The following is a 20,424-nucleotide window of genomic DNA, read 5'->3' as shown; positions in this document are numbered from 1 at the left end:
CACCGGTGCGTCGTGCGGGGCGGGCGGGGCGTCAGACGCCGGCGTAGGAGTGCAGGCCGGTGACGAAGATGTTCACGCCGTAGTAGTTGAAGAGGTAGCAGGCGAAGGCGATCAGGCCCAGCCAGGCGGCCTTGCGGCCCTTCCAGCCGACGGTGGCGCGGGCGTGCAGGTAGCAGGCGTAGCCGACCCAGGTGATGAAGGTCCAGACCTCCTTGGGGTCCCAGCCCCAGTAGCGGCCCCAGGCGGCCTCGGCCCAGATGGCGCCCGCGATGATGGTGAACGTCCACAGCGGGAAGACGGTGGCGTTGACGCGGTAGGCGAACTTGTCGAGCGAGGCGGCCGAGGGCAGCCGCTCCAGGACCGAGGTGGCGAAGGCGCCGGGCTGCGGGCCGTCCGGGTCGGCGAGCTTGGCCTCGTAGCGGTCGCGGAAGAGGAAGAGCGCGGTGGCGACCGCGCCGAGGTAGAGCACCGCGCCGGAGAGGATCGCGCAGGAGACGTGGATCCACAGCCAGTACGAGTGCAGCGCCGGCACCAGCTGGTCGCTGGCGGTGTACAGGACGCTGACCGCCAGGCCCAGGGTGAGCAGCACGGTGGTGACCAGCGGCAGGCCGATCCAGCGGACGTTCTTCTTCAGGAGCAGCAGGACCAGGTAGACGGTGACCGCGGCGCCGGCGAAGGTCGTGGAGAACTCGTACATGTTGCCCCACGGGGCGCGCTGCACGGACAGCGCGCGGGTGACCACGCCGCCGACGTGCAGCGCCCAGGCCAGCACGCTCAGCGAGATCGCGATCCGGCCGTAGAGGTCGCCCTTCTCGGTGCCGCCGTGCGCGCCGGGGCCGTCGGGGACGTCACGGCTGCCGGCCGCGGACCGGGTGACGACCGCGGGCCGCTCCAGGACGGCGGTGCCTCCCCGCTGCGCGGCCCGCACGACCGGGGCGGCGGGCGCGGCGGCCGGCGCGGTCAGCGCGGCGGCGGTCCGGCCGACCTTGCTGCGGCTGCCGAACACCCACTCGGCCATGTGGGCGAGGAAGGCGAGGGTGTAGACGGCCATCGCCGAATAGACGAGCACATTGCTGTAGTGAGCCAGTGTCTCGTTGGCTGCGGCAGCGAGATTCACGCGCGCGCTCCTTCGGAGGGGTCAGCAGGATCGGCAGAGTCGGTGGGCTCCGTCGGGTCTTCGGCAGGCGGTGCGGGCGGGACGCTCGCGGTCAGCTCGGCCGCGAGGGCGGCGAGTTCCTCCGGCACCCGGGCCGACTCGCTGCGGCCGAGGCCGGCCATCTCGACGACGGTGACGGCGACGCCGTTCTCCTCGACCCGCTCCGCACGGACCCAGACCCGGCGCCGCTGGATGAACAGCGAGGCGGCGAGGCCGAGCAGCGCGCCCACCGCGCCGATCAGCGCGAGGCCGTTGCCGGCCTGGTGGGCGACCTTGAAGCTGGCCCAGGTCTTGATGCCGTCGAAGGTGATCGAGCCCGCGCCGCCCGGGAGGTTCATCGTGGACGCGGCGGCGATCTCCTGGGGCGTCAGCTTGGCCCCGGAGTGGCCGAGCATCTGCGCGGCCCGGTCCTTGGGCAGCAGCATCTTCTTGAAGATGTCGCCGCTCGCGTCCTTGTACTGCTTCAGCCGCTTGGTGTCGAGCTGGTAGACGTTCTGCGGCAGGCCGGAGTCCATGCCGAGGTCGCCGTGCCAGGCGTTGACCGACAGCACGGGGAAGTCCGGGGCGGGGAACTGGGAGAACATCGACCCGGAGTTCTTGCCGCCGAAGGTGGGCACGAACAGCCCCTGGAAGCCGAGCTGGTCGCGCTTGCCGTCCTTGTCCCGGGCGCCGGGGACCTTCACCACGCCGGAGGAGGTGAAGTTCTTCGGATCCTGCGGGAGGAACGGCACCGCGCCGTGGTAGACGACCTTGCCGCGGCCGTCCTTGACGGTGACCACCGGCGAGTAGCCGTGGGAGAGCAGGTAGACCTTGTCGCCCGCGAGGTCGAGCGGGGTGTTCACCTCGATCGACGACTTGTGCTCGGTGCCGTCCGCGCCGGTGAAGTAGGTGATGTTGGCGCGGAAGGTGCGGGGGGTGCCCCGCTGCGGGCCGGTCCGCTCGTAGGACGCGTCGAAGGAGTCCAGGGTGAAGCCGAACGGCTCCATGGCGGACCGGTCGAAGAACGGGCCGGAGGTGAAGTCGTCGTACTGGGTGAGGCTGTTGGCGAAGCCGTCGCCCTCGGTGATCAGCTTGCCGCCCTCGGACTTCCACAGGCTGCCGACGGCGAACGCCACCAGCATCACGATCAGCGCGACGTGGAAGAGGAGGTTGCCGGCCTCGCGGAGGTAGCCCTTCTCGGAGCCGACCGCGGTGCCCTCCCGGCGGACCCGGAAGCGGCGCTTCTTGAGCATCCGGCCGGCGGCTTCGAGGACGTCCTCGGGCGCCGCCTCGGTGCGCCAGGTGGTGTACGCGGGCAGCCGGGTCAGCCGGCGGGGCGCGGCCGGCGGCCGGCCGCGGAGCTGCCCGACGAACTGCCAGGCGCGCGGCACGATGCAGCCGATCAGCGAGATGAACAGCAGCAGGTAGATCGCCGAGAACCAGACCGAGCTGTAGACGTGGAACATCCCCAGCTTGTCGTAGATCCCGGCGAGGGTGGTGTGCTGGGCCTTGAACTGGTCGACCTTGACCGGGTCGATGCTGGTCTGCGGGATCAGCGAGCCCGGGATCGCGCCGATGGACAGCAGGAAGAGCAGCAGCAGCGCCACCCGCATGGAGGTCAGCTGGCGCCAGAACCAGCGCACCCAGCCGATCGGGCCGAGCGAGGGGAGGCTGATGTCCTCCTGGGGGGCGGTGGAGAGCTGGGATCCGGCGGCGCCGAGATCACCGCCCTGGTCGGCGGTGGTGCCCGGCTCGTCCGTGGCGTCGGTCTTGGTGGACATCAATCAGATCCCAACGGTGATGCTTTGCGTCCAGCTCTGGAGCTGAGACATCAGACTGTCCCAGGCGCCGGTGACGAGGAGGACGCCGAGAGCGATCATCATGCCGCCGCCGGCCCTCATCACCCAGACGTAGTGCCGCTTGACCCAGCCGAAGGCGCCGAGCACCCGGCGGAAGGCGAGCGCCACCGCGATGAACGGCAGCCCCAGGCCCAGGCAGTACGCCACGGTGAGCAGCGCGCCGCGGCCGGCGCTGGCCTCCTGGAAGGAGAGGGCGTTGACGGCGGTGAGGGTGGGGCCCAGGCAAGGCGTCCAGCCGACGCCGAAGAGCACACCGAGCAGCGGCGCGCCGGTCAGCCCCATCGTGGGCTTCTTGTGGAACCGCAACTCCCGCTGGCCGAACCGCTTCAGCACCCCGGCGAAGGCCAGCCCGAGCAGGATCATCAGCACGCCCAGGACGCGCGAGATGACGGTCTTGTACTCCTGGAGGGTCTGGCCGAAGAACCCGAAGAGGGCGCCGCCGGAGACGAAGACGGCGGTGAAGCCGAGGACGAAGAGGCCGGCGCCGGCCAGCATCCGGCCGCGCCGGGCCTCACCGAGGTCGGTACCGGTCACGCCGGTCACGTACGACATGTAGCCCGGGACCAGGGGGAGGACGCAGGGCGAGAAGAACGAGACCAGGCCGGCGAAGAGGGCGAGCGGGACCGCGGCGAGCAGGGTCCCGGTGAGGATGGTCTGGTTCCCCGCGGTGGCGGCGGCGAGCGCGATCACGCCGGTCACTTCTCTGCGATCAGCGGGTCGACCATCTTGCGCAGGTCGTCCTCGGCGAGCGGGCCGATCGAGCGCGCGGCGATCCGGCCCTGCCGGTCGAGCGCGATGGTCGACGGGATCGACTGCGGGTTGAGGCTGCCCTTGGGGAAGCGCAGCATCAGCTTGCCCGTGGGATCGAAGAGGCTCGGATAGGGGATCTTGTGCTCGTCCTCGAACTGGGTGGCCTGCGACTTCTCGGCGTCGCGGGTGTTGATCCCGATGAACTGGACGCCCTTGGCCTTGGTCTCGTTCGCGACCTTGGCGAAGTTGGGGGCCTCGGCGATGCAGGGGCCGCACCACGAGCCCCAGACGTTGATGATGACGACCTTGCCCTTGTAGTCGGCCACGGCCAGCTTCTTGCCGGTGGTGGTCTCCCCGGACAGGTCGGGCGCCGGCTGCCGCTCGCCGGGCGCGACGGTGTCGACGCCGTTCTTGCCCTGGACGAACCGGGTCTGCGCCGAGCCGCCGGAGGCACCGTCGCCGCAGGCGCCGAGCGTCAGCGAGGCGGCCGCCGCTCCCGCGGCGTACAGCGCGAGACGGCGGCGACTGGTGAGGCGGCGGGGGGCGCGGCTGTCACTCATGTGAAAAGTTTCGCATGGGCCGATTCCGGATCTTCCGCGCCCCCCTCGCCCCGCCGCGCCCCGCACGAAGGGCCATGTCAGGCCCTACGGAACCGTCGATTCCGGCGCGCCGCGCGATGCCTCACGGCGAGCGGGCGCTACGCGAGGAAGGTCTTCCAGCCGCCGGCCGGCCGCTGGCCGACGCCCAGTTGCTGGAGCTTGCCGACCACGCGCGGGTCCTGCGCGTCGACCCAGTCGGTGAACTGCCGGAAGGAGACCAGCCGGACGTCCTTGTTCCGCTCGTCGGCTATGTGCTTGAACGCTTCCTCGACGGCGTCCATGTAGATCCCGCCGTTCCACTGCTCGAAGTGGTTGCCTATGAAGAACGGCGCGCGGTTGGTCTCGTAGGCCCGGCGGAATCCGGAGACGTAGGCGTCGGTGGCCTGCCGGCGCCAGCCGGGGTAGTTGGCCGGCGGCGCCTTGGTGGAGTTCCGCGACTGGTTGGCCAGGATGTTGTAGTCCATCGAGAGGACCTCGAACGAGTGGCCGGGGAAAGGTATCTGCTGGAGCGGGAAGTCCCAGATCCCCTGCTTCTTGCGGGGCCACATCTGGAGGCCGCCGGGCGAACTGGCGTCGTAGCGCCAGCCCAGCTCCCGCGCGGTGGGCAGCAGGTTCTCCTGGCCGAGCAGGCAGGGGGTGCGGCCGCCGACCAGTTCCTTGCGGTAGTCGAAGGGCAGCGGGTCCGCGTCGGCGAAGCCGGTGTGCGTCCGCCACTTGGTCACGAAGCCTATGGCCTGGTCTATCTCGGACCGCCACTGCTGGGGCGTCCAGTGCTGGACGCTGCCCCGGCCGGAGCAGAAGTGGCCGTTGAAGTGGGTGCCTATCTCGTGGCCGTCGAACCACGCCTGCCGGACGTTGTCGAGCGTCTCCTTGAGGTGGGCGTCGCTGAGGTAGCCGATGTCGGAGGCGCCGGGCCGGTTGTTCGGCGGGAGGTAGAGGTGCCTCTTCTGCTCGGGCAGCAGGTACAGCCCGGAGAGGAAGAAGGTCATGGCCGCGCCGTGGTCCTTGGCGAGCTTGCGGAACCGGGGGAAGAGGCCGTTGCCGACCTCTCCCGCCCCGTCCCACGAGAAGATCACGAACTGCGGCGGGGTCTGCCCCGGCTCCAGCCGCTCGGGGGCGCCGGGCTGGTGGGGCTGCTTTCCGTAGTCCGCCGTCGAGCCGTCGCCTATGAGCTTGGGGCGGGCCGGCGCCGCGTTCTTCACCCGCTGCCCCTGCGCGCCGTCCTGCCCCGAGGCGGAGCACCCGGCGATGCCCAGCGCCGCGGCCGCCCCCACTCCCAACCCCAGCAGGTTTCGCCGACTGATCGCGCTCATAGCGTCGTTCCCCATCTGTGCTCGACGAACTGGACATCCATGTAAACGGACATCTTTATAGAGGGCATGTCGGACAGTGAGGTTCCGCGCTATTGGCTCATGTTTTACATTTCCGGCGAATTTGACTTTTCGCCATGTGACGTCTTTTCAGGCGCCGAAAGCCTTGGTCCTGCCCTTCACGGGCTTGGCGCCGGCCAGCAGATGGGACGGAACCAGATCGCGCGCCGGCTCGCTGTACCCCACCGAGACGATCTTGTCACCGTGGAAGGTGAACGACGTCAGCGAGGCCAGGGTGCACTGCCGCTTGCGCGGATCGTGCCACAGCCGCCGCCGCTCGGCGAAGCTGCGCACGATCCAGATCGGCAGCTGGTGGCTGACCGCCACCGCCTCGTGCCCGCGGGCCGCGTCCCGCGCCGCGCCGAGGGCCGCCATCATCCGGACGACCTGCTCGATGTACGGCTCGCCCCACGACGGCCGGAACGGGTTGGTCAGGTACTTCCAGTTGCCCGGCTTCTTCAGCGCGCCGTCCCCGACCCCGAAGGTCTTGCCCTCGAAGACGTTGGCTGCCTCGATCAGCCGCTCGTCGGTGGCGATCGGCAGGCCGTGCGCCCCGGCGATCGGCGCCGCGGTCTCCTGCGCGCGCTCCAGCGGCGAGGCCACCACATGCGTGATGTCCCGCTCCGCGAGATGCTCGGCGACCCGGTCGGCCATCTTCCGTCCCAGGTCGGAGAGGTGGTAGCCGGGCCGGCGCCCGTAGAGCACGCCCTCGGGGTTGTGGACCTCGCCGTGCCGCATCAGGTGGACGACGGTGATCTCGTCGCCGCGCAGGTCGCCGTTGCTCATGTCGGTCATCCTCCGGTCCGCTCCGTCCGTGCCGCTCACGCGGTCGCCTCGGCCGCGGCCCGCGCGGCGGCCGGCAGCGCGGCGGCGATCCGCTCGATCGCCGCGTCGTCGTGCATGGTCGAGACGAACCAGGACTCGAACGCGGACGGCGGGAGGTAGACGCCCTGCGCCAGCATCGAGTGGAAGAAGGCGGTGAAGCGGAACGACTCCTGCGCCTTGGCGGTCTCGTAGTCCGTCACGTCGGCCTCGGTGAAGAACACCGAGAACATGTTCCCGGCGACCTGGAGGCGGTGCGCCACGCCCTCCTTGGCCAGCGCCGCGGTGACCAGCCCGCGGACCTCGGCGGAGACCGCGTCGACCTTCGCGTACGCGGCGTCGTCCAGCAGCCGCAGTTGCGCGACGCCGGCGGCGGTGGCGATCGGGTTCCCCGACAGGGTGCCCGCCTGGTAGACCGGACCGGCCGGGGCCAGGTGCGCCATGACGTCCGCGCGCCCGCCGAAGGCCGCGGCCGGGAAGCCGCCGCCCATGACCTTCCCGAAGGTCATCAGGTCCGGGCGGACCCCGTCGATGCCGTACCAGCCGGCCTTGCTGACCCGGAAGCCGGTCATGACCTCGTCGGAGATGTACAGCGCGCCATTGGCCGAACACAGGTCCGCCAGGCCCTGGTTGAAGCCCGGCAGCGGCGGGACGACGCCCATGTTGCCCGGCGACGCCTCCGTGATCACGCAGGCGATCTCGCCCTCGTGCGCGGCGAACGCGGCCCGGACCGCCGCCAGGTCGTTGTACGGCAGCACGATCGTGTCGCCGGCCTGCGCACCGGTCACGCCGGGGGTGTCCGGCAGCCCGAACGTCGCGACGCCCGAGCCGGCCGCGGCCAGCAGCGCGTCCACATGCCCGTGGTAGCAGCCGGCGAACTTGATCACCTTGGCCCGGCCGGTGAAACCGCGCGCCAGCCGGATCGCCGACATCGTCGCCTCGGTGCCGGACGACACCAGGCGCACCTGCTCGACGGGCTCGATGCGGGCCACGATCTCCTCGGCCAGCTCGACCTCGCCCGCGCCGGGCGTCCCGAAGGACGTCCCGCGGGCCACCGTCTCCTGGACCGCCGCGATCACCTCGGGGTGTGCGTGGCCGAGGATCATCGGTCCCCACGAGCACACCAGGTCGACGTATTCCCGACCGTCGGCATCGGTGAGGTACGGACCGGTACCGGACACCATGAACCGGGGCGTACCGCCCACGGCACGGAACGCCCGCACCGGAGAATTCACGCCGCCCGGCGTCACCACGGACGCACGGTCGAACAGCGACTGCGAAACAGGGGCTTCATACGGAAAAGACACTGTGATCCTGACCTGCATATACGGGGAAGGGGAGGGCGGCGGCGCGCGGTCACGGCCCGGCTGGCTGAGGGGTCGGGGAACCCTCCGCGGACACCCGGCCCGCCCGTGCGATTCCCCTTCATTCCCTCTTGGTTTCTTTTTCGTTCCTCTCGCTCGCGACCGGGCGTCAGCCCCCGCGCGTCTGCGAAACTGGGGCGACGTACGAGTAAGTCACGCAAGCAATGGTCTCAGAGGTGCACGGGGGCGTGCGGCCGGGCGTTTCACGCGCCGGTGACGGGGGAGGTCTCTGGGACGATGATCGGGTTGCGCGGCTGAGGCTGCGAGTAGTCGGGTGGAGATATGCATCGCGGTGGCGAACTGGGCGAGGGAACCAATGACCGGGGTCCCGAGCGCGCCCAGCGCGGCCGTCACCGGCGTGGGGGCTCCGAGCACCGCAGCGACGACCGGCACGAGAGCACCGAGAGCATCACGGGCGGGGAAAACAGGGGCGGCCGCATGGGGGTGACGTACAAGTACTTCGGGGCGCCCAACGGCGCGACGGCGGCCCGGGTCCCGATCTCGATGCGCCCCGAGGAACTCGGCGGTGACGAGCTCGGCATGGGCGGCATGTTCACCAAGATCAAGCCGGAGACCATGGCGGCCATGGTCCTCACCGGTATAGAGGGGATACCGCTGCACAAGGTTCCCCCGCTGGAGCTGGTCGTCCTGCACCCCGACTACGCCGTCGTGAAGCTCCCGATGACCGTGGTCGACCCGCTGCGCGGCGTCGGCGAGGAGTCCGTCGGCGCGGCCGCCTTCATCTGGTCCACCGTCCCCGACCGCGGCGGCCCGCGCGACGCCTTCAGCGTCTACCAACTCCTCCACGAGTGGCAGGACTTCTCCCACCGCCTCCATGAGGCGGGGCACCAGGCGTACTGCCTGGTGTGGCCGTAGGGCAGGGGGCGGCGGCGCGGCACCGCGGCGGGCTCACCACGTGGGACGGGCCGAGACCCCGCCGTCCACGACGAGGTCGTGGCCGTTGATCCAGGAGGCCATCGGCGAGGCGAGGAAGACGCAGGCGTCGCCGATGTCCTCGGGGCGCCCCAACCGCCCACGGGGATCGGCCCGTTGCCAGCGGGCCACCCCCTCCGGCCAGTCCTCGGCCAGTCCGGGCCGGTCGATCAGCCCCGGCGAGACGCTGTTGACGCGGATGCCGTACGGCCCGTACTCCAGGGCCGCGGACCGGGCGTGCATCACCACCGCCGCCTTGGACGCGCAGTAGTGGGCGTGCAGCGGCGCCGGGCGGTCCGCCTCGATGGAGGCGATATGGGTCACCGTGCCGCCGCCGGCCGCGCGCAGCGCCGGCACCGCCGCCTGGGTGCAGGCGAAGACGCTGTGCACATTGGGGTCGGCGACGGCCCGCCAGTCGGCGAGCGCCATCCCGGCCAGCTCCTGGACGGGCTGCACCCCGGCGTTGTTCACCAGCGCGGTCAGCCGCCCCCGCCAGCCGGCCGCGTCCGCCACCAGCCGGTGGCACTCCTCCTCCGCGGTCAGGTCGGCGCGCAGCGCGAGCGCCCGCCCGCCGCCCTCCTGGATCTCCTCGACCAGCGCCCGCGCCGCCGCACCGCCCGCCCGGTAGTGCGCCACCACGTCCGCCCCGGCGGCGGCGAACCGCAGCGCGATCCCCCGCCCGACGCCGCCCGACGCCCCGGTGACGAGCACCACCTGTCCGGTGAGGTCGGGGAGGCCGGGGTCGAGCGGGCCGGTGCGGTGGTGGTGGGGGGTGCTGTCCATGGGGGTGGGGTCCTCCTTGCCGGCTGCCTTCTGCACGCCTCGTCCTGCACACCTCGTCACGCGGGAGGGGCGCCTCGTGCCCGCGGCGCCGTCATGCCCGCCCCAGCGCCGCGATCCGCGCCGCTTCCCGGGGGAACCGCTCGGCCAGCCGCCCCGCGTCCCCGTGCTCGTAGTCCGCGAAGGTGAAACCCGGCGCCATGGTGCAGCCGAAGAGCGTCCAGGAGCCCCCGGCGGCGACCTCGGCGGCCATCCAGGTGCCGGCCGGGACCGTGAACTGCACGTGCTGGCCGCCCAGTACGTCCGGGCCGAGGACCACCGTGCGGACGGAGTCGGCGCCACCGGCGCCCTCGCGCTCGGACAGCAGGAGCAGGGTGAGCGGGTCGCCCCGGTAGAAGTGCCAGATCTCGTCGCCCGGCAGCCGGTGCAGTGCGGAGAAGACGCCCGGCTCGGCGGTCAGCAGCATCACGATCGCCGACCCCTCGGGTCGGCCGTCCGGCCGCTCGGGCCCGGCCCAGGTGCGCCGGTACCAGCCGCCCTCCCGGGGCAGCCGGGTCAGCCCGTAGAACGCGATCAGCTCCCGCGGGAACGGGTCCCGGGGCAGCGCGGGGTGCTCGTCCATCGGCCGGCCGCCTCCCGCTCGTCCGCCGTACCGGGGTACGGCTCCGGTGGTCGCCGGCCTTGTGCTCATCGCCTCTCCGGCCGGCTTCGGCCTCACCCTAGACGCGGAGGGGGCGCCGGACGCGGAACGCGCGGCAGAATCGGGCCATGTCCGATCCCCTTGCGCCCTCCTCCGCCGAGCCCGCGCCCGCCGTCAACTGCCCGCCGGACAGCGGCCGTTCCCCGGCCCCCTCGTCCGGCACGGCTCCGTGGGACACCATCGACGGGCTGATGCGCTGGCTCGACCGGGAGAGCGTGCTGCCGGCGGAGCAGGAGCGGCTGCTGCGGTTCCTGAAGCTCTCGGAGGAGGCCGGTGAGGTGGCCCAGGCCGTCATCGGGGCCACCGGCCAGAATCCGCGCAAGGGCCACAGCCACACCTGGGACGACGTCCAGGCGGAGCTGTGCGATGTGATCGTGACGGCGATGGTGGCGCTGCGCACGCTGACGCCCGATGCGCAGCGGGTCTTCGAGGGGCATCTGCGACGGGTCGCGGGGCGGGTGCCGGGAGCGGCGCCGGCTTCGCCCTGAGGCGTCGGCCGGCGCGGGCCTTCGGTCGCCGTTCCCCGGTGCCGGGCGGTCGCCCCGCCGTGTCAACCGCCGCCCCCGTTACGGCCGTTCCGCCGTCAGATAGCGCTGGACGGTGGGGGCCAGCCAGGCGACGAGCTCGTCGCGGCTGAAGTCGACGGCGGGCCCGATGTGCAGGACATAGCGGCACAGCGCCATGCCCAGGATCTGCGACCCGATGAGGGCGGCGCGGGCGGGCGCCTCCTCCGGCACCGCGCAGACCGAGTCGATCAGCGGCCGCACCTGCTCGACGAAGACGTTCCGCATCCGCTCGGCGCCGGCCTCGTTGGTGACGCCGACGCGCATCATCCCGGTGAGCGTCTCGTCGCTCTCCCAGAGCTCGATGAAGTGGCGGACGAGCCGGGCGCCCCGCTCCTCGTGCGGCACCTCGGTGAGGTCCGGGACGTGCAGGTCGATCTCGGAGGCGGCCGTGAAGAGGCCCTCCTTGTTGCCGTAGTAGCGCATCACCATCGACGGGTCGATGCCCGCGTCCCGGGCGATGGCGCGGATGGTGGCGCGCTCGTAGCCCTCGGCGGCGAAGCGGTCCCGGGCGGCGGTGAGGATCGCGGCGCGGGTGGCGTCGGAGCGGCGGGGGCGGGGGTGCGCACCGGCGTCGGGGGCCTCGACGACGACGGGGGTGGGGCCGTCGTCGACCTCCGGTGTGACGGCTGGGGTGCCGCCGCGCGCGCCGGAACGGGCACCGGCGGGGGTGGCGGAGGGATTGCGTTCGACCATGCCAACAAATGTAGGCCAACGAGCGTTGACACGCGAGTCGCGGCGGTCCTACGATTGCCAACAAGCGTTGACCAACAAGCGTTGGCAGGAGGCGGCAATCATGGATGACCTCGACCGCACGCCCCATCTCACCCGCAGCGGCGCCGGCAGCGGCCCGAGCAGGGGCACCGGCACGGAAGCGAACGACGGCACCCGGTCCACCGGGCGGGACGCGGACGTGATCGTGGTCGGCGCCGGCCCGACCGGGCTGCTGCTGGCCGGGGACCTCGCCGAGGCGGGCCTGTCCGTCGCGCTCCTGGAGCGCCGGGAGCACGCCGCCGGCAAGCTCAGCCGGGCCCTGGCCGTGCACGCCCGGTCGCTGGAGCAGCTGGACGCCCGCGGGCTCGCCGACGAACTGGTCGCGGGCGGCCATCGGCTCGACCGGCTCGAAGTGTTCGGGAAGGCGACGCTGCCGGCCGCCCGGCTCCGCTCCCGCTTCCCCTTCGTCCTGATCACACCGCAGTACGAGGTCGACCGGCTGCTGCTGCGCCGCGCCCGACAGGCCGGCGTCACCTTCCGGTTCGGGACCGAGGTGCGCGGGCTCGACCAGGACGCGGACGGTGTGACGGTGCGCTTCCGTGCCGCCCTCGGGGAGGACGGCGGCGCGGACGGCGGCGCGGACGGTGGTCCCCGCGGCGGTGCGCCCGGCGGCGTCGGGAGTCTGCGCGCCGCCTATGCGGTGGGCACCGACGGCGCCCGCAGTGCCGTCCGCGAGGCGATCGGCCTGCCCTTCCCCGGCAAGGCCGTCGTCCGTTCCGTCGTCCTCGCCGACGTCCGGCTGGCCCGGACGCCCGAGACCCCCTTCGCCGTCAGGGCCACCGATGACGCCTTCGGTCTGATCGCCTCGTTCGGGGACGGCTGGCACCGCGTCATCGGCTGGAGCCGCCACGCCCAGGCCGCCGACGACGCCCCCGTCACCCTGGAGGACATCCGCGAGGTCGCCCGCCTCGCCTTCGGCACCGACTACGGCCTGCACGACGCCCGTTGGCTCTCGCGCTTCCACAGCGACGAGCGGCAGGCCCCGGCCTACCGCGTCGGCCGGGTCTTCCTCGCCGGTGACGCCGCGCACGTCCACTCCCCGGCCGGCGGCCAGGGGATGAACGTGGGCCTCCAGGACGCGGCCAACCTCGGCTGGAAGCTGGCGGCGGTGCTCCGCGGCCACGCCCCCGACGGCCTGCTGGACAGCTATCACGCGGAGCGCCATCCGGTCGGCAAGGAGGTGCTGCGCAGCAGCGGCGCCCTGATCCGGCTCGCGCTGGTGCGCTCCGGTCCCGGCCGGGCGCTGCGCGACGTCGGCATGCGGCTCTTGATGGGGCTGCGGCCGGTGCCCCGCCGGGCGATCGGCCGGGTGTCCGGCATCGACGTCGCCTATCGGGCCGAGCGCGGTGCCCATCGGCTGGCGGGCCGGCGCGCCCCTGATGTCTGCCTCGCGGGCGGCGGGCGGCTCTACGAGCTCCTCCGCCAGGGCCGGTTCGTGCTGATAACCCCCGAGGGCGAGCTGCCGGCGGGTGCCCCGCTCCCCGCGCCTGACCGGGTCGTCACCGCCTCATGGGCGAGCGGGCGCCGGACGGCGCTCCTGGTGCGCCCCGACGGCCATATCGCCTGGGCGTCGGACGCCACCGCCACCGCCGAGCGCGCCGCGGCGCTCCGCACCGCCCTCGCCCACTGGACCGGCGCCGCGACGGGCCCCGCCGGCGGCGGGCCCTCGCACACCTCGGCACCCGCCGCACCCTCGGCGCCCTCGGCGCGAATATGAGCGGGTATCAGCGGATAGGACCCGCCGGCGGTGCCCCCTCGGCGCACCGGGCGCCGGCCCGGCACCGGGGGCGCACCGGGCAGGCGCACCGGGCACCTCGCGCCGGGTCCGGCCGCCGGGGCACCGCCCCGCCGCTCCCCCACCGCTCTTCTCTAGGCTGAGCGGCATGCTCATCGCCCGTTCCGCAGCCCTGTTCGTCGTCGCCGCACTCTTCGAGATCGGCGGTGCCTGGCTGGTCTGGCAGGGGGTGCGGGAGCACCGGGGCTGGGCGTGGATCGGCGCCGGGGTGCTCGCCCTGGGCGCGTACGGCTTCGTGGCCACGCTCCAGGCGGACGCCCACTTCGGCCGGATCCTCGCCGCGTACGGCGGGGTGTTCGTCGCCGGGTCGCTGGCCTGGGGCATGGTCGCGGACGGCTACCGCCCGGATCGCTGGGACGTCATCGGCGCCCTGGTCTGCCTGGCCGGCATGGCCGTGATCATGTACGCGCCGCGCGGCCGCTGAGCGGGCGGGGCGCGCGCCGCCCGCAGGCCCTGCCATCGCGCTCCCGGCTGCCTCCGGTGCCCGGCCCGCACTCGCGCCGCACCGGACGCCGCCCGGCCCGCCCCACGGGCGGACGACCGAAAGGTGACGGCAGACCCCAGAGCCGCAGCGGCGAGAGCGCGACCGGACCACCGGCCCCCGACCCGCCCTCCAGCACTGCATATCCTGGCTCCGCAGCATCACCCGCACCGCAGGTCACGAGCCGCGCCGCAGCCCGCGCACCCCACCACGGTCCGCGCTCCGCGCCACGGTTCGCCGCCCGTCCACACCGTGTAGAGGGAGAGCACCATGACCGCCGACACCGCCGGCCTCCGTACCGCCGTCGTCACCGGAGCAAGCAGCGGCATCGGTGCCGCGACCGCCCGGGCCCTGGCCGCCGCCGGCTACCGCGTCGTGCTCACCGCCCGCCGCAAGGACCGCATCGAGGCCCTCGCCGAGGAGCTGCCGCACGCCGAGGCGTACGCGCTCGACGTCACCGACCGCGCCGCCGTCGAAGCCTTCGCGCGCTCCCTCGACCGCTTCCCGTCCCTCGACGTCCTGGTGAACAACGCCGGCGGCGCGCTCGGCGCGGAGCCGGTGGCCACCGGCGACCCGGCCGACTGGCGCGCGATGTACGAGGTCAACGTGCTCGGCGTGCTCCACGTGACCCAGGCGCTGCTGCCCGCGCTGACCGCCTCCGGCGACGGCACCGTCGTCGTCCTCTCCTCCACCGCCGGGCACGCGACGTACGAGGGCGGCGGCGGGTACGTCGCCGCGAAGCACGGCGCGCACGTCATCGCCGAGACGCTCCGCCTGGAGCTGTGCGGTGAGCCGGTACGGGTCATCGAGGTGGCCCCCGGCATGGTCAAGACCGAGGAGTTCGCGACCACCCGCTTCCGCGGCGACGCCGACAAGGCCGCCCGGGTCTACGCGGGCGTGGACGCGCCGCTCACCGCCGAGGACATCGCCGACACCGTCTCCTGGGCGGTCACCCGCCCCCCGCACGTCAACATCGACCTGCTCGTCGTCCGCCCCCGGGCGCAGGCGTCCAACACCAAGGTGCACCGCAGCAGTTGAGGAAGGGGAGCCCGCGCGGCCCCCACGGCACGGGCCCTCCCGGCGCACCCCTCAGGTGCACCGGGAGGGCCCGCCGCAAGTGTCAGCCCTTCACACACACCACCTGCTTGAGCTCGGCGACGACCTCCACGAGGTCCCGCTGCTGCTCCATGACCTTCTCGATCGGCTTGTAGGCGCCGGGGATCTCGTCGACGACCCCGGAGTCCTTCCGGCACTCCACGCCCCGGGTCTGCTCCTCCAGATCGCGGGTGGAGAAGCGCTTCTTGGCGGCGTTCCGGCTCATCTTGCGGCCGGCGCCGTGCGAGGCGGAGTTGAAGGACGCCGCGTTCCCCAGGCCCCGGACGATGTACGAGCCGGTGCCCATCGAGCCGGGGATGATCCCGTAGTCACCGCTGCCGGCCCGGATCGCGCCCTTGCGCGTCACCAGCAGTTCCACGCCGTCGTAGGTCTCCTCCGCCACGTAGTTGTGGTGGCAGGAGATCACCGGCTCGAAGACCGGCCGGGCCTTGCGGAACTCCGCGCGGACGACGTCCTGGAACAGGGCCATCATCACGTCGCGGTTGTGCCGGGCGTACTCCTGCGCCCAGAACAGGTCGTTGCGGTACGCCGCCATCTGCGGGGTGTCCGCGACGAAGACGGCGAGGTCGCGGTCGACCAGCCCCTGGTTGTGCGGCAGTCTGCGGGCCTGCACGATGTGGTGCTCGGCCAGCTCCTTGCCGATGTTGCGGGAGCCGGAGTGCAGCATCAGCCAGACCGAACCGGTCTCGTCCAGGCAGAACTCGATGAAGTGGTTCCCCGACCCCAGCGAACCCATCTGCTTGGCGGCCCGCTCCTGCCGGAACCTGACCGCCTCGGCCACCTTGTCGAAGCGCCCCCAGAAGTCGTCCCAGCCGGCGGCGCGGAACCCGTGCATCCGGCGCGGGTCGACCGGGTCGTCGTGCATCCCCCGGCCGACCGGGATCGCCTGCTCGATCCGGGAGCGGAGGCGGGAGAGGTCGGCGGGCAGGTCGTCGGCGGTGAGTGAGGTCTTGACCGCGCTCATGCCGCAGCCGATGTCCACGCCGACGGCGGCCGGGCAGACCGCCCCCTGCATCGCGATGACCGACCCGACGGTGGCCCCCTTGCCGAAGTGCACGTCCGGCATGACGGCCAGGCCCTTGATCCACGGAAGCGTGGCGACGTTGCGCAGCTGCTGCATCGCGACGCCCTCGACCGTGGCCGGGTCGGCCCACATCCGGATCGGCACCTGGGCACCGGGCACTTCGGTGTACGACATAGCTGACTCTTTCCCCCGGAAAACCGAAAAACGCAAAAGGCGGACAATACGCCTGATCCCGGACAGCGAACCGGCGTTCACGGCTCGACGTGCGGTAGACATTGTCTCCATCGGCCGCCTCTCGGCGGCAACCGTATTTCCGCAGGAGAGGAGCCGCGAACGGTGCCGCGCAAATCGTTCGTACCGGGTGCCGCGCTGCTGGTCGCCGCGGCCCTGGCCGCCGGTCTCACCGGTTGCAGCAGCGGTTCCACCACCGGCCCCGACGGCGGCGACGGCAAGAGCGGGGACACCGCCACCGCCAGCCGGTCCGCCCAACCCGGCCGCTACCAGACCCTGCCGGAGGCCTGCGGCCTCCCGTCCCGCAGCACCCTGCGCGACATGCTGCCCGGCGACGGCCAGCGCCTGTCGGCCGCGGACGCGCAGAAGATCTACGCCGGCCGGGCCGACGTCACCTACGACACCGACCGCCGGGTGGGCTGCCAGTGGACGCGGGAGACCACCGCGGGCACCCGCCACCTCACGCTCGACATCCAGCGCGTGGTCTCGTACGACTCCGCGACCAGCGACGACGACCGGGCGCAGCAGATCTACCGCGAGAAGGAGCAGGCGGCCAAGATCCCGTCCACCGACGCCGCCTCCCCCTCGACCAAGCCGGGCCCCACGGACGGCGCCACCAGCCCGGCCCCGGACAAGGACTCCGGCGGGAAGAAGGCGGACGGCGCCGCGGCCAAGGGCACCCCGTCGGCCTCCCCGTCCGACTCCTCCGCCGACCCCGCGACGAACCCCGGCGGTCCGCTCGCCCCGCGCGCCCTTGACGGCCTCGGCGACGCGGGCTTCCTCAACGACCAACTGATCACCACCGACTCCGGTGTGCACCGCGATGTCACTGTGGTGTTTCGCACGTCGAACGTCATCGTGACGCTCACCTACGACCAGTGGTCCACGGACAAGTCGCATCTGCCGGAAAGCCAGGAACTGCAGGACAAGGCCCGTTCCCTGGCCGGCGAACTGGCCGACGGCCTCAGCGAATAGACCCATAAAGGCAGTTGACGCGGAAGGCGAAGTTGGCGCCGACTTCGCCCGATTCACCCCATTCATCGATCGCCGCACCTCGGCCCCGCGCCTCGCTCCGCCGCGTACCGTGCCCTAGTGCCCGACCCCGCCCGGGGGCGGGTCACCCCGCACCACAGGGGTCCGCAACGACTCGACGACGACGAACAGCGAAGGAACCATGCACCGATCAGCCAAGCGCCTCGCCAGCCTCCTCACCTGCGCAGCAGTGCCGATGCTGCTCGTCGCCGGGTGCTCCGGCTCGGACAGCAAGAGCTCCGGTGGCAGCACTCCCTCCGGCTCGTCCAGCGCCACCGCCGGCTCCCCTTCGCCGACCGTCGCGGCCGCCAAGTACAAGAAGCTGCCGAACGCCTGCGAGGCGTTCTCCAAGGACACCCTCAACACGCTGCTGCCCAAGGTGAAGGACGCGGCCGGCGAGCCGGGCAAGTCCACCGACCCCGGCGCGCGCGGCGCCTGCTCCTGGAGCAGCTCGGACGAGCAGGGCGTCGACGGCACCCAGTTCCGCTGGCTGGACGTCGCCTTCCAGCGCTACGACTCCGACCCGGCCATCGGCTCCGGCGAGAAGCGCGCCACGGACTTCTACACCCAGCAGATCGACGACGCCAAGGGCACCAAGGGCGCCAAGAAGGTCGCCACCGTGGCGACCGCCGACACCGGTGAGGCGGCCACCGCCATCACCTACGACATCAGCAAGGACGACAACGACTTCAAGAACACGACGATCGTGGCGCGCACCGCCAACATCGTCGTGACCCTCAACTACAACGGCGCGGGCATGGCCGGCGCCGACACCCCCAACGGCAACGACGTGCTGAAGGCCGCCCAGGCCGCCGCCAAGGAGGCCGTCACCGCCGTGACCAAGGCGAACAAGGGCTGACCCGGCCGCGGGCTTACAGCGGCGCAATCCGCGCCCTGTGACCACCGAATCCCCCCATCGCCACGGTTCGCGTCCCAACCCCCCGACGCGGCAACCGTGTTGCCCCTACGCCGGACGGTGAACACCCTACCGAGCAGCGGGGACAGCAAGATCGACAGTCCTCGGTGCAACCAGGGGACGGGGCCTTCCACGCGCTCGGCCAGGCCTGGCGTGACGGGTTCGGCCCCGGGAACCGTCGTTCCCGGGGCCGAACCCGTTCTCGCGCTCAAGGAGGGGCCGGCGCCCGGCCCCGCCGCTCAGCCGGCGAGCAGCTTGCGGACCCGGTCCGCACCCACCGCGAGCAGCAGCGTGGGCAGCCGGGGGCCGGTGTCCCGGCCGACCAGGAGGTTGTAGAGCAGCGCGAAGAAGGCGCGCTGGGCGACCTTCAGCTCCGGGGTCGGCTTGGCCTCCGGGTCCAGGCCCGCCTGCACCTTCGGGACGCCGTAGACCAGGGTGGTCAGGCCGTCCAGCGACCAGTGGTCGTCCAGGCCCTCCAGCAGCAGCCGCAGCGCGCCGCGGGACTGGTCGTCCAGGGTCGCCAGCAGCGCGGTGTCGGGCTCGTCGCGGACGACGGTGCGCTGGTCGGCGGGGACCTGGGTGCTGATCCAGTGCTCCGCCTTGTCCAGCCGCGGCCGGGTCTCGTCCAGGGACGTGACCGGGTGCTCCGGGTCCAGCTCGCTCAGGATGCGCAGGGTCTGCTCGTCGTGGCCGGCGGTGATGTCCGCGACGGAGGCCAGCGTGCGGTACGGCAACGGGCGCGGGGTGCGCGGGAGTTCACCCGCGGCGGTGCCGATCGCGCGGGCGTATGCCGCGGCGTCCGCGGGCTGCGCGGTGCCGTCCGCGACCTTGGCGGCGAGCTTGTCCCACTCGTCGTAGAGCCGCTGGATCTCCTGGTCGAAGGCGATCTTGAAGGACTGGTTGGGCTTGCGGCGGGCGTACAGCCAGCGCAGCAGCGGCGCCTCCATGATCTTCAGCGCGTCGCCCGGGGTGGGCACCCCGCCCTTGGACGAGGACATCTTCGCCATGCCGCTGATGCCGACGAAGGCGTACATCGGGCCGATCGGCTGGTCGGCGCCGAACACCTCGCGGACGATCTGGCCACCGACGACGAACGACGAGCCGGGCGAGGAGTGGTCCACACCGGACGGCTCGAAGACCACGCCCTCGTAGGCCCAGCGCATCGGCCAGTCGACCTTCCAGACCAGCTTGCCGTGGTCGAACTCGCGCAGCGCCACGGTCTCGCAGTGGCCGCAGGCGACGCACTCGTAGGACATCTGCGTGGTCTCGTCGTCGTAGCCGATGACCTTGGTGAAGTCCTTGTTGCAGACCGTGCAGTACGGCTTGTACGGGAAGTAGCCCGCGCCGCCGGCGCTGCCGTCGTCCTCGGTGGCCGCGCCGGAGCCCTCGGCCGCCTCCAGCTCCGCCTCGTCCACCGGCTTCTGCTGCTTCTTCGGCTTGCCGGTGGCCTTGTCCTTGGTGCGGTAGCGGTCCAGGACGGCGTCGATCTCGGTGCGGTGCTTCATCGCGTGCAGGACCTGCTCGCGGTAGGCGCCGGAGGTGTACTGGGCGGTCTGGCTGATGCCGCGGTAGGTCACGCCCAGCTCCGCCAGGGCCTCCTCCATGGCCGCCTTGAAGTGCTCGGCCCAGTTGGCGTACGCGCTGCCGGGCGGGGCCGGCACCGCGGTCAGCGGCTTGCCGATGTGCTCCTCCCAGGACGGGTCGACACCGGCCGGGACCTTGCGGTACCGGTCGTAGTCGTCCCAGCTCACGACGTGCTCGCACGGGATGCCGCGGCGGCGGATCTCGTCGGCGACCAGATGCGGGGTCATCACCTCGCGGAGGTTGCCGAGGTGGATCGGGCCGGACGGGCTCAGGCCCGAGGCGACGACGACCGGTTTGCCGGGGGCGCGGCGCTCCGCCTCGGCAATGACCTCGTCCGCGAACCTGGAGACCCAGTCGGTCTCGGTGCTCTGCTGAGCCACGATCGGCCCTTCCTCTTCCTGGTGTCCTGTGTGCTTGTCCGATGCGCCCTCATCGCGCCCCACGGCGCCGCGCCCCGTCTGCCGCGGCGCGTGCGCGGAGCGGTCCGGACGGACAAAAGCCTGACCCGGCCATTGTCCCAGACGTCCGCCGCGCGGAAATTCGATGGTGGTGCCGTGGGATACTCGTGGCAAACCCTTTCCACTCCAACGGAACGG

Annotated in this window: 19 protein-coding genes; 7 read left to right on the top strand and 12 right to left on the bottom strand. The window is 72.3% G+C overall.

Annotated features, from left to right (window positions below; translation table 11 throughout):
- Window positions 1-31: 31 nt before the first annotated feature.
- From ccsB to hemL, 7 genes are all read right to left on the bottom strand, one after another.
- The gene (gene ccsB / locus ACIQE0_RS12405) at window positions 32-1,117 is read right to left on the bottom strand and encodes a c-type cytochrome biogenesis protein CcsB (RefSeq protein ID WP_402331119.1); all 1,086 of its coding nucleotides are present in this window, start codon (window positions 1,115-1,117) and stop codon (window positions 32-34) included.
- Window positions 1,114-2,916 (bottom strand): cytochrome c biogenesis protein ResB, encoded by a 1,803-nt coding sequence (locus ACIQE0_RS12400; protein WP_402331117.1) that lies wholly within the window; start codon window positions 2,914-2,916, stop codon window positions 1,114-1,116. The genes ccsB and ACIQE0_RS12400 overlap by 4 nt, the downstream gene beginning before the upstream one ends.
- A 3-nt stretch (window positions 2,917-2,919) precedes the next feature.
- Window positions 2,920-3,684, bottom strand: coding sequence for a cytochrome c biogenesis protein CcdA (locus ACIQE0_RS12395; RefSeq protein ID WP_366336156.1), 765 nt, complete (start codon window positions 3,682-3,684; stop codon window positions 2,920-2,922).
- Between the two features lie 5 nt (window positions 3,685-3,689).
- Window positions 3,690-4,304, bottom strand: a complete 615-nt coding sequence (locus ACIQE0_RS12390; protein ID WP_366336154.1) for a TlpA disulfide reductase family protein — start codon at window positions 4,302-4,304, stop codon at window positions 3,690-3,692.
- Window positions 4,305-4,441: 137 nt separating this feature from the next.
- On the bottom strand, window positions 4,442-5,656 hold the full coding sequence (locus ACIQE0_RS12385) for a hypothetical protein (RefSeq protein WP_366336153.1): 1,215 nt from the start codon (window positions 5,654-5,656) through the stop codon (window positions 4,442-4,444).
- Between the two features lie 147 nt (window positions 5,657-5,803).
- Window positions 5,804-6,508 (bottom strand): histidine phosphatase family protein, encoded by a 705-nt coding sequence (locus tag ACIQE0_RS12380; protein ID WP_402331115.1) that lies wholly within the window; start codon window positions 6,506-6,508, stop codon window positions 5,804-5,806.
- A gap of 26 nt (window positions 6,509-6,534) precedes the next feature.
- A complete protein-coding gene (gene hemL / locus ACIQE0_RS12375; RefSeq protein ID WP_402331113.1) occupies window positions 6,535-7,860 on the bottom strand; it encodes a glutamate-1-semialdehyde 2,1-aminomutase in 1,326 nt (441 codons plus the stop codon).
- A 321-nt stretch (window positions 7,861-8,181) separates the two neighbouring features.
- On the opposite strand from hemL, the gene ACIQE0_RS12370 reads away from it, so the two are divergent.
- Window positions 8,182-8,775, top strand: coding sequence for a hypothetical protein (locus ACIQE0_RS12370; protein ID WP_366336147.1), 594 nt, complete (start codon window positions 8,182-8,184; stop codon window positions 8,773-8,775).
- Between the two features lie 33 nt (window positions 8,776-8,808).
- Here ACIQE0_RS12370 and ACIQE0_RS12365 read toward each other — a convergent pair whose 3' ends face one another.
- Window positions 8,809-9,615, bottom strand: coding sequence for an SDR family NAD(P)-dependent oxidoreductase (locus tag ACIQE0_RS12365; protein ID WP_402331540.1), 807 nt, complete (start codon window positions 9,613-9,615; stop codon window positions 8,809-8,811).
- A 91-nt stretch (window positions 9,616-9,706) separates the two neighbouring features.
- Window positions 9,707-10,234, bottom strand: coding sequence for a cupin domain-containing protein (locus ACIQE0_RS12360; protein ID WP_402331111.1), 528 nt, complete (start codon window positions 10,232-10,234; stop codon window positions 9,707-9,709).
- A gap of 146 nt (window positions 10,235-10,380) precedes the next feature.
- Between ACIQE0_RS12360 and ACIQE0_RS12355 the strand changes: the two genes are divergently transcribed.
- Complete coding sequence (locus tag ACIQE0_RS12355; protein ID WP_402331109.1) at window positions 10,381-10,800, top strand: MazG-like family protein; 420 nt, start codon at window positions 10,381-10,383, stop codon at window positions 10,798-10,800.
- A 78-nt stretch (window positions 10,801-10,878) separates the two neighbouring features.
- Here ACIQE0_RS12355 and ACIQE0_RS12350 read toward each other — a convergent pair whose 3' ends face one another.
- Complete coding sequence (locus ACIQE0_RS12350; RefSeq protein ID WP_366336143.1) at window positions 10,879-11,571, bottom strand: TetR family transcriptional regulator; 693 nt, start codon at window positions 11,569-11,571, stop codon at window positions 10,879-10,881.
- A gap of 100 nt (window positions 11,572-11,671) precedes the next feature.
- On the opposite strand from ACIQE0_RS12350, the gene ACIQE0_RS12345 reads away from it, so the two are divergent.
- The 3 genes from ACIQE0_RS12345 to ACIQE0_RS12335 all read left to right on the top strand — a co-directional run bounded on the left by ACIQE0_RS12345 (window position 11,672) and on the right by ACIQE0_RS12335 (window position 14,963).
- Complete coding sequence (locus ACIQE0_RS12345; protein ID WP_402331107.1) at window positions 11,672-13,366, top strand: FAD-dependent oxidoreductase; 1,695 nt, start codon at window positions 11,672-11,674, stop codon at window positions 13,364-13,366.
- Between the two features lie 166 nt (window positions 13,367-13,532).
- On the top strand, window positions 13,533-13,868 hold the full coding sequence (locus ACIQE0_RS12340) for a YnfA family protein (RefSeq protein ID WP_366336139.1): 336 nt from the start codon (window positions 13,533-13,535) through the stop codon (window positions 13,866-13,868).
- Between the two features lie 327 nt (window positions 13,869-14,195).
- Window positions 14,196-14,963, top strand: a complete 768-nt coding sequence (locus ACIQE0_RS12335) for an SDR family NAD(P)-dependent oxidoreductase (RefSeq protein WP_402331105.1) — start codon at window positions 14,196-14,198, stop codon at window positions 14,961-14,963.
- Window positions 14,964-15,045: 82 nt separating this feature from the next.
- Here ACIQE0_RS12335 and ACIQE0_RS12330 read toward each other — a convergent pair whose 3' ends face one another.
- A complete protein-coding gene (locus ACIQE0_RS12330) occupies window positions 15,046-16,239 on the bottom strand; it encodes an RtcB family protein (protein WP_402331104.1) in 1,194 nt (397 codons plus the stop codon).
- Between the two features lie 162 nt (window positions 16,240-16,401).
- Between ACIQE0_RS12330 and ACIQE0_RS12325 the strand changes: the two genes are divergently transcribed.
- Together ACIQE0_RS12325 and ACIQE0_RS12320 are read left to right on the top strand one after the other, a co-directional pair.
- Window positions 16,402-17,271, top strand: coding sequence for a hypothetical protein (locus ACIQE0_RS12325; protein WP_366336133.1), 870 nt, complete (start codon window positions 16,402-16,404; stop codon window positions 17,269-17,271).
- 199 nt (window positions 17,272-17,470) lie between these two features.
- Entirely contained in the window at window positions 17,471-18,187 is a 717-nt protein-coding gene (locus tag ACIQE0_RS12320) for a DUF3558 domain-containing protein (RefSeq protein WP_366336131.1), read from the top strand.
- Between the two features lie 296 nt (window positions 18,188-18,483).
- On the opposite strand, the gene lysS is transcribed toward ACIQE0_RS12320, so the two are convergent.
- Window positions 18,484-20,208 carry a lysine--tRNA ligase gene (lysS, locus tag ACIQE0_RS12315; RefSeq protein ID WP_402331101.1) on the bottom strand — a complete coding sequence of 575 codons (1,725 nt, stop codon included), beginning with the start codon at window positions 20,206-20,208 and terminating at the stop codon, window positions 18,484-18,486.
- Between the last annotated feature and the right edge of the window lie 216 nt (window positions 20,209-20,424).

This window comes from Streptomyces sp. NPDC093097 (assembly GCF_044754325.1).
Lineage (GTDB): Bacteria > Actinomycetota > Actinomycetes > Streptomycetales > Streptomycetaceae > Streptomyces.
The sequence above is the reverse complement of the archived record's forward strand: the minus strand, read 5'-3'. Positions and strand labels throughout refer to the sequence as shown.

Coding starts and splice junctions, on each gene's coding strand:
- ACIQE0_RS12370 (WP_366336147.1), top strand. CDS start 8,182: ATGCATCGCGGTGGCGAACTGGGCGAGGGAACCAATGACCGGGGTCCC.
- ACIQE0_RS12360 (WP_402331111.1), bottom strand. CDS start 10,234: ATGGACGAGCACCCCGCGCTGCCCCGGGACCCGTTCCCGCGGGAGCTG.
- hemL (WP_402331113.1), bottom strand. CDS start 7,860: ATGCAGGTCAGGATCACAGTGTCTTTTCCGTATGAAGCCCCTGTTTCG.
- ACIQE0_RS12385 (WP_366336153.1), bottom strand. CDS start 5,656: ATGAGCGCGATCAGTCGGCGAAACCTGCTGGGGTTGGGAGTGGGGGCG.
- ACIQE0_RS12380 (WP_402331115.1), bottom strand. CDS start 6,508: ATGACCGACATGAGCAACGGCGACCTGCGCGGCGACGAGATCACCGTC.
- ACIQE0_RS12340 (WP_366336139.1), top strand. CDS start 13,533: ATGCTCATCGCCCGTTCCGCAGCCCTGTTCGTCGTCGCCGCACTCTTC.
- ACIQE0_RS12390 (WP_366336154.1), bottom strand. CDS start 4,304: ATGAGTGACAGCCGCGCCCCCCGCCGCCTCACCAGTCGCCGCCGTCTC.
- ACIQE0_RS12365 (WP_402331540.1), bottom strand. CDS start 9,615: ATGGACAGCACCCCCCACCACCACCGCACCGGCCCGCTCGACCCCGGC.
- ACIQE0_RS12350 (WP_366336143.1), bottom strand. CDS start 11,571: ATGGTCGAACGCAATCCCTCCGCCACCCCCGCCGGTGCCCGTTCCGGC.
- ACIQE0_RS12335 (WP_402331105.1), top strand. CDS start 14,196: ATGACCGCCGACACCGCCGGCCTCCGTACCGCCGTCGTCACCGGAGCA.
- ACIQE0_RS12330 (WP_402331104.1), bottom strand. CDS start 16,239: ATGTCGTACACCGAAGTGCCCGGTGCCCAGGTGCCGATCCGGATGTGG.
- ACIQE0_RS12345 (WP_402331107.1), top strand. CDS start 11,672: ATGGATGACCTCGACCGCACGCCCCATCTCACCCGCAGCGGCGCCGGC.
- ACIQE0_RS12355 (WP_402331109.1), top strand. CDS start 10,381: ATGTCCGATCCCCTTGCGCCCTCCTCCGCCGAGCCCGCGCCCGCCGTC.
- ACIQE0_RS12320 (WP_366336131.1), top strand. CDS start 17,471: ATGCACCGATCAGCCAAGCGCCTCGCCAGCCTCCTCACCTGCGCAGCA.
- ACIQE0_RS12400 (WP_402331117.1), bottom strand. CDS start 2,916: ATGTCCACCAAGACCGACGCCACGGACGAGCCGGGCACCACCGCCGAC.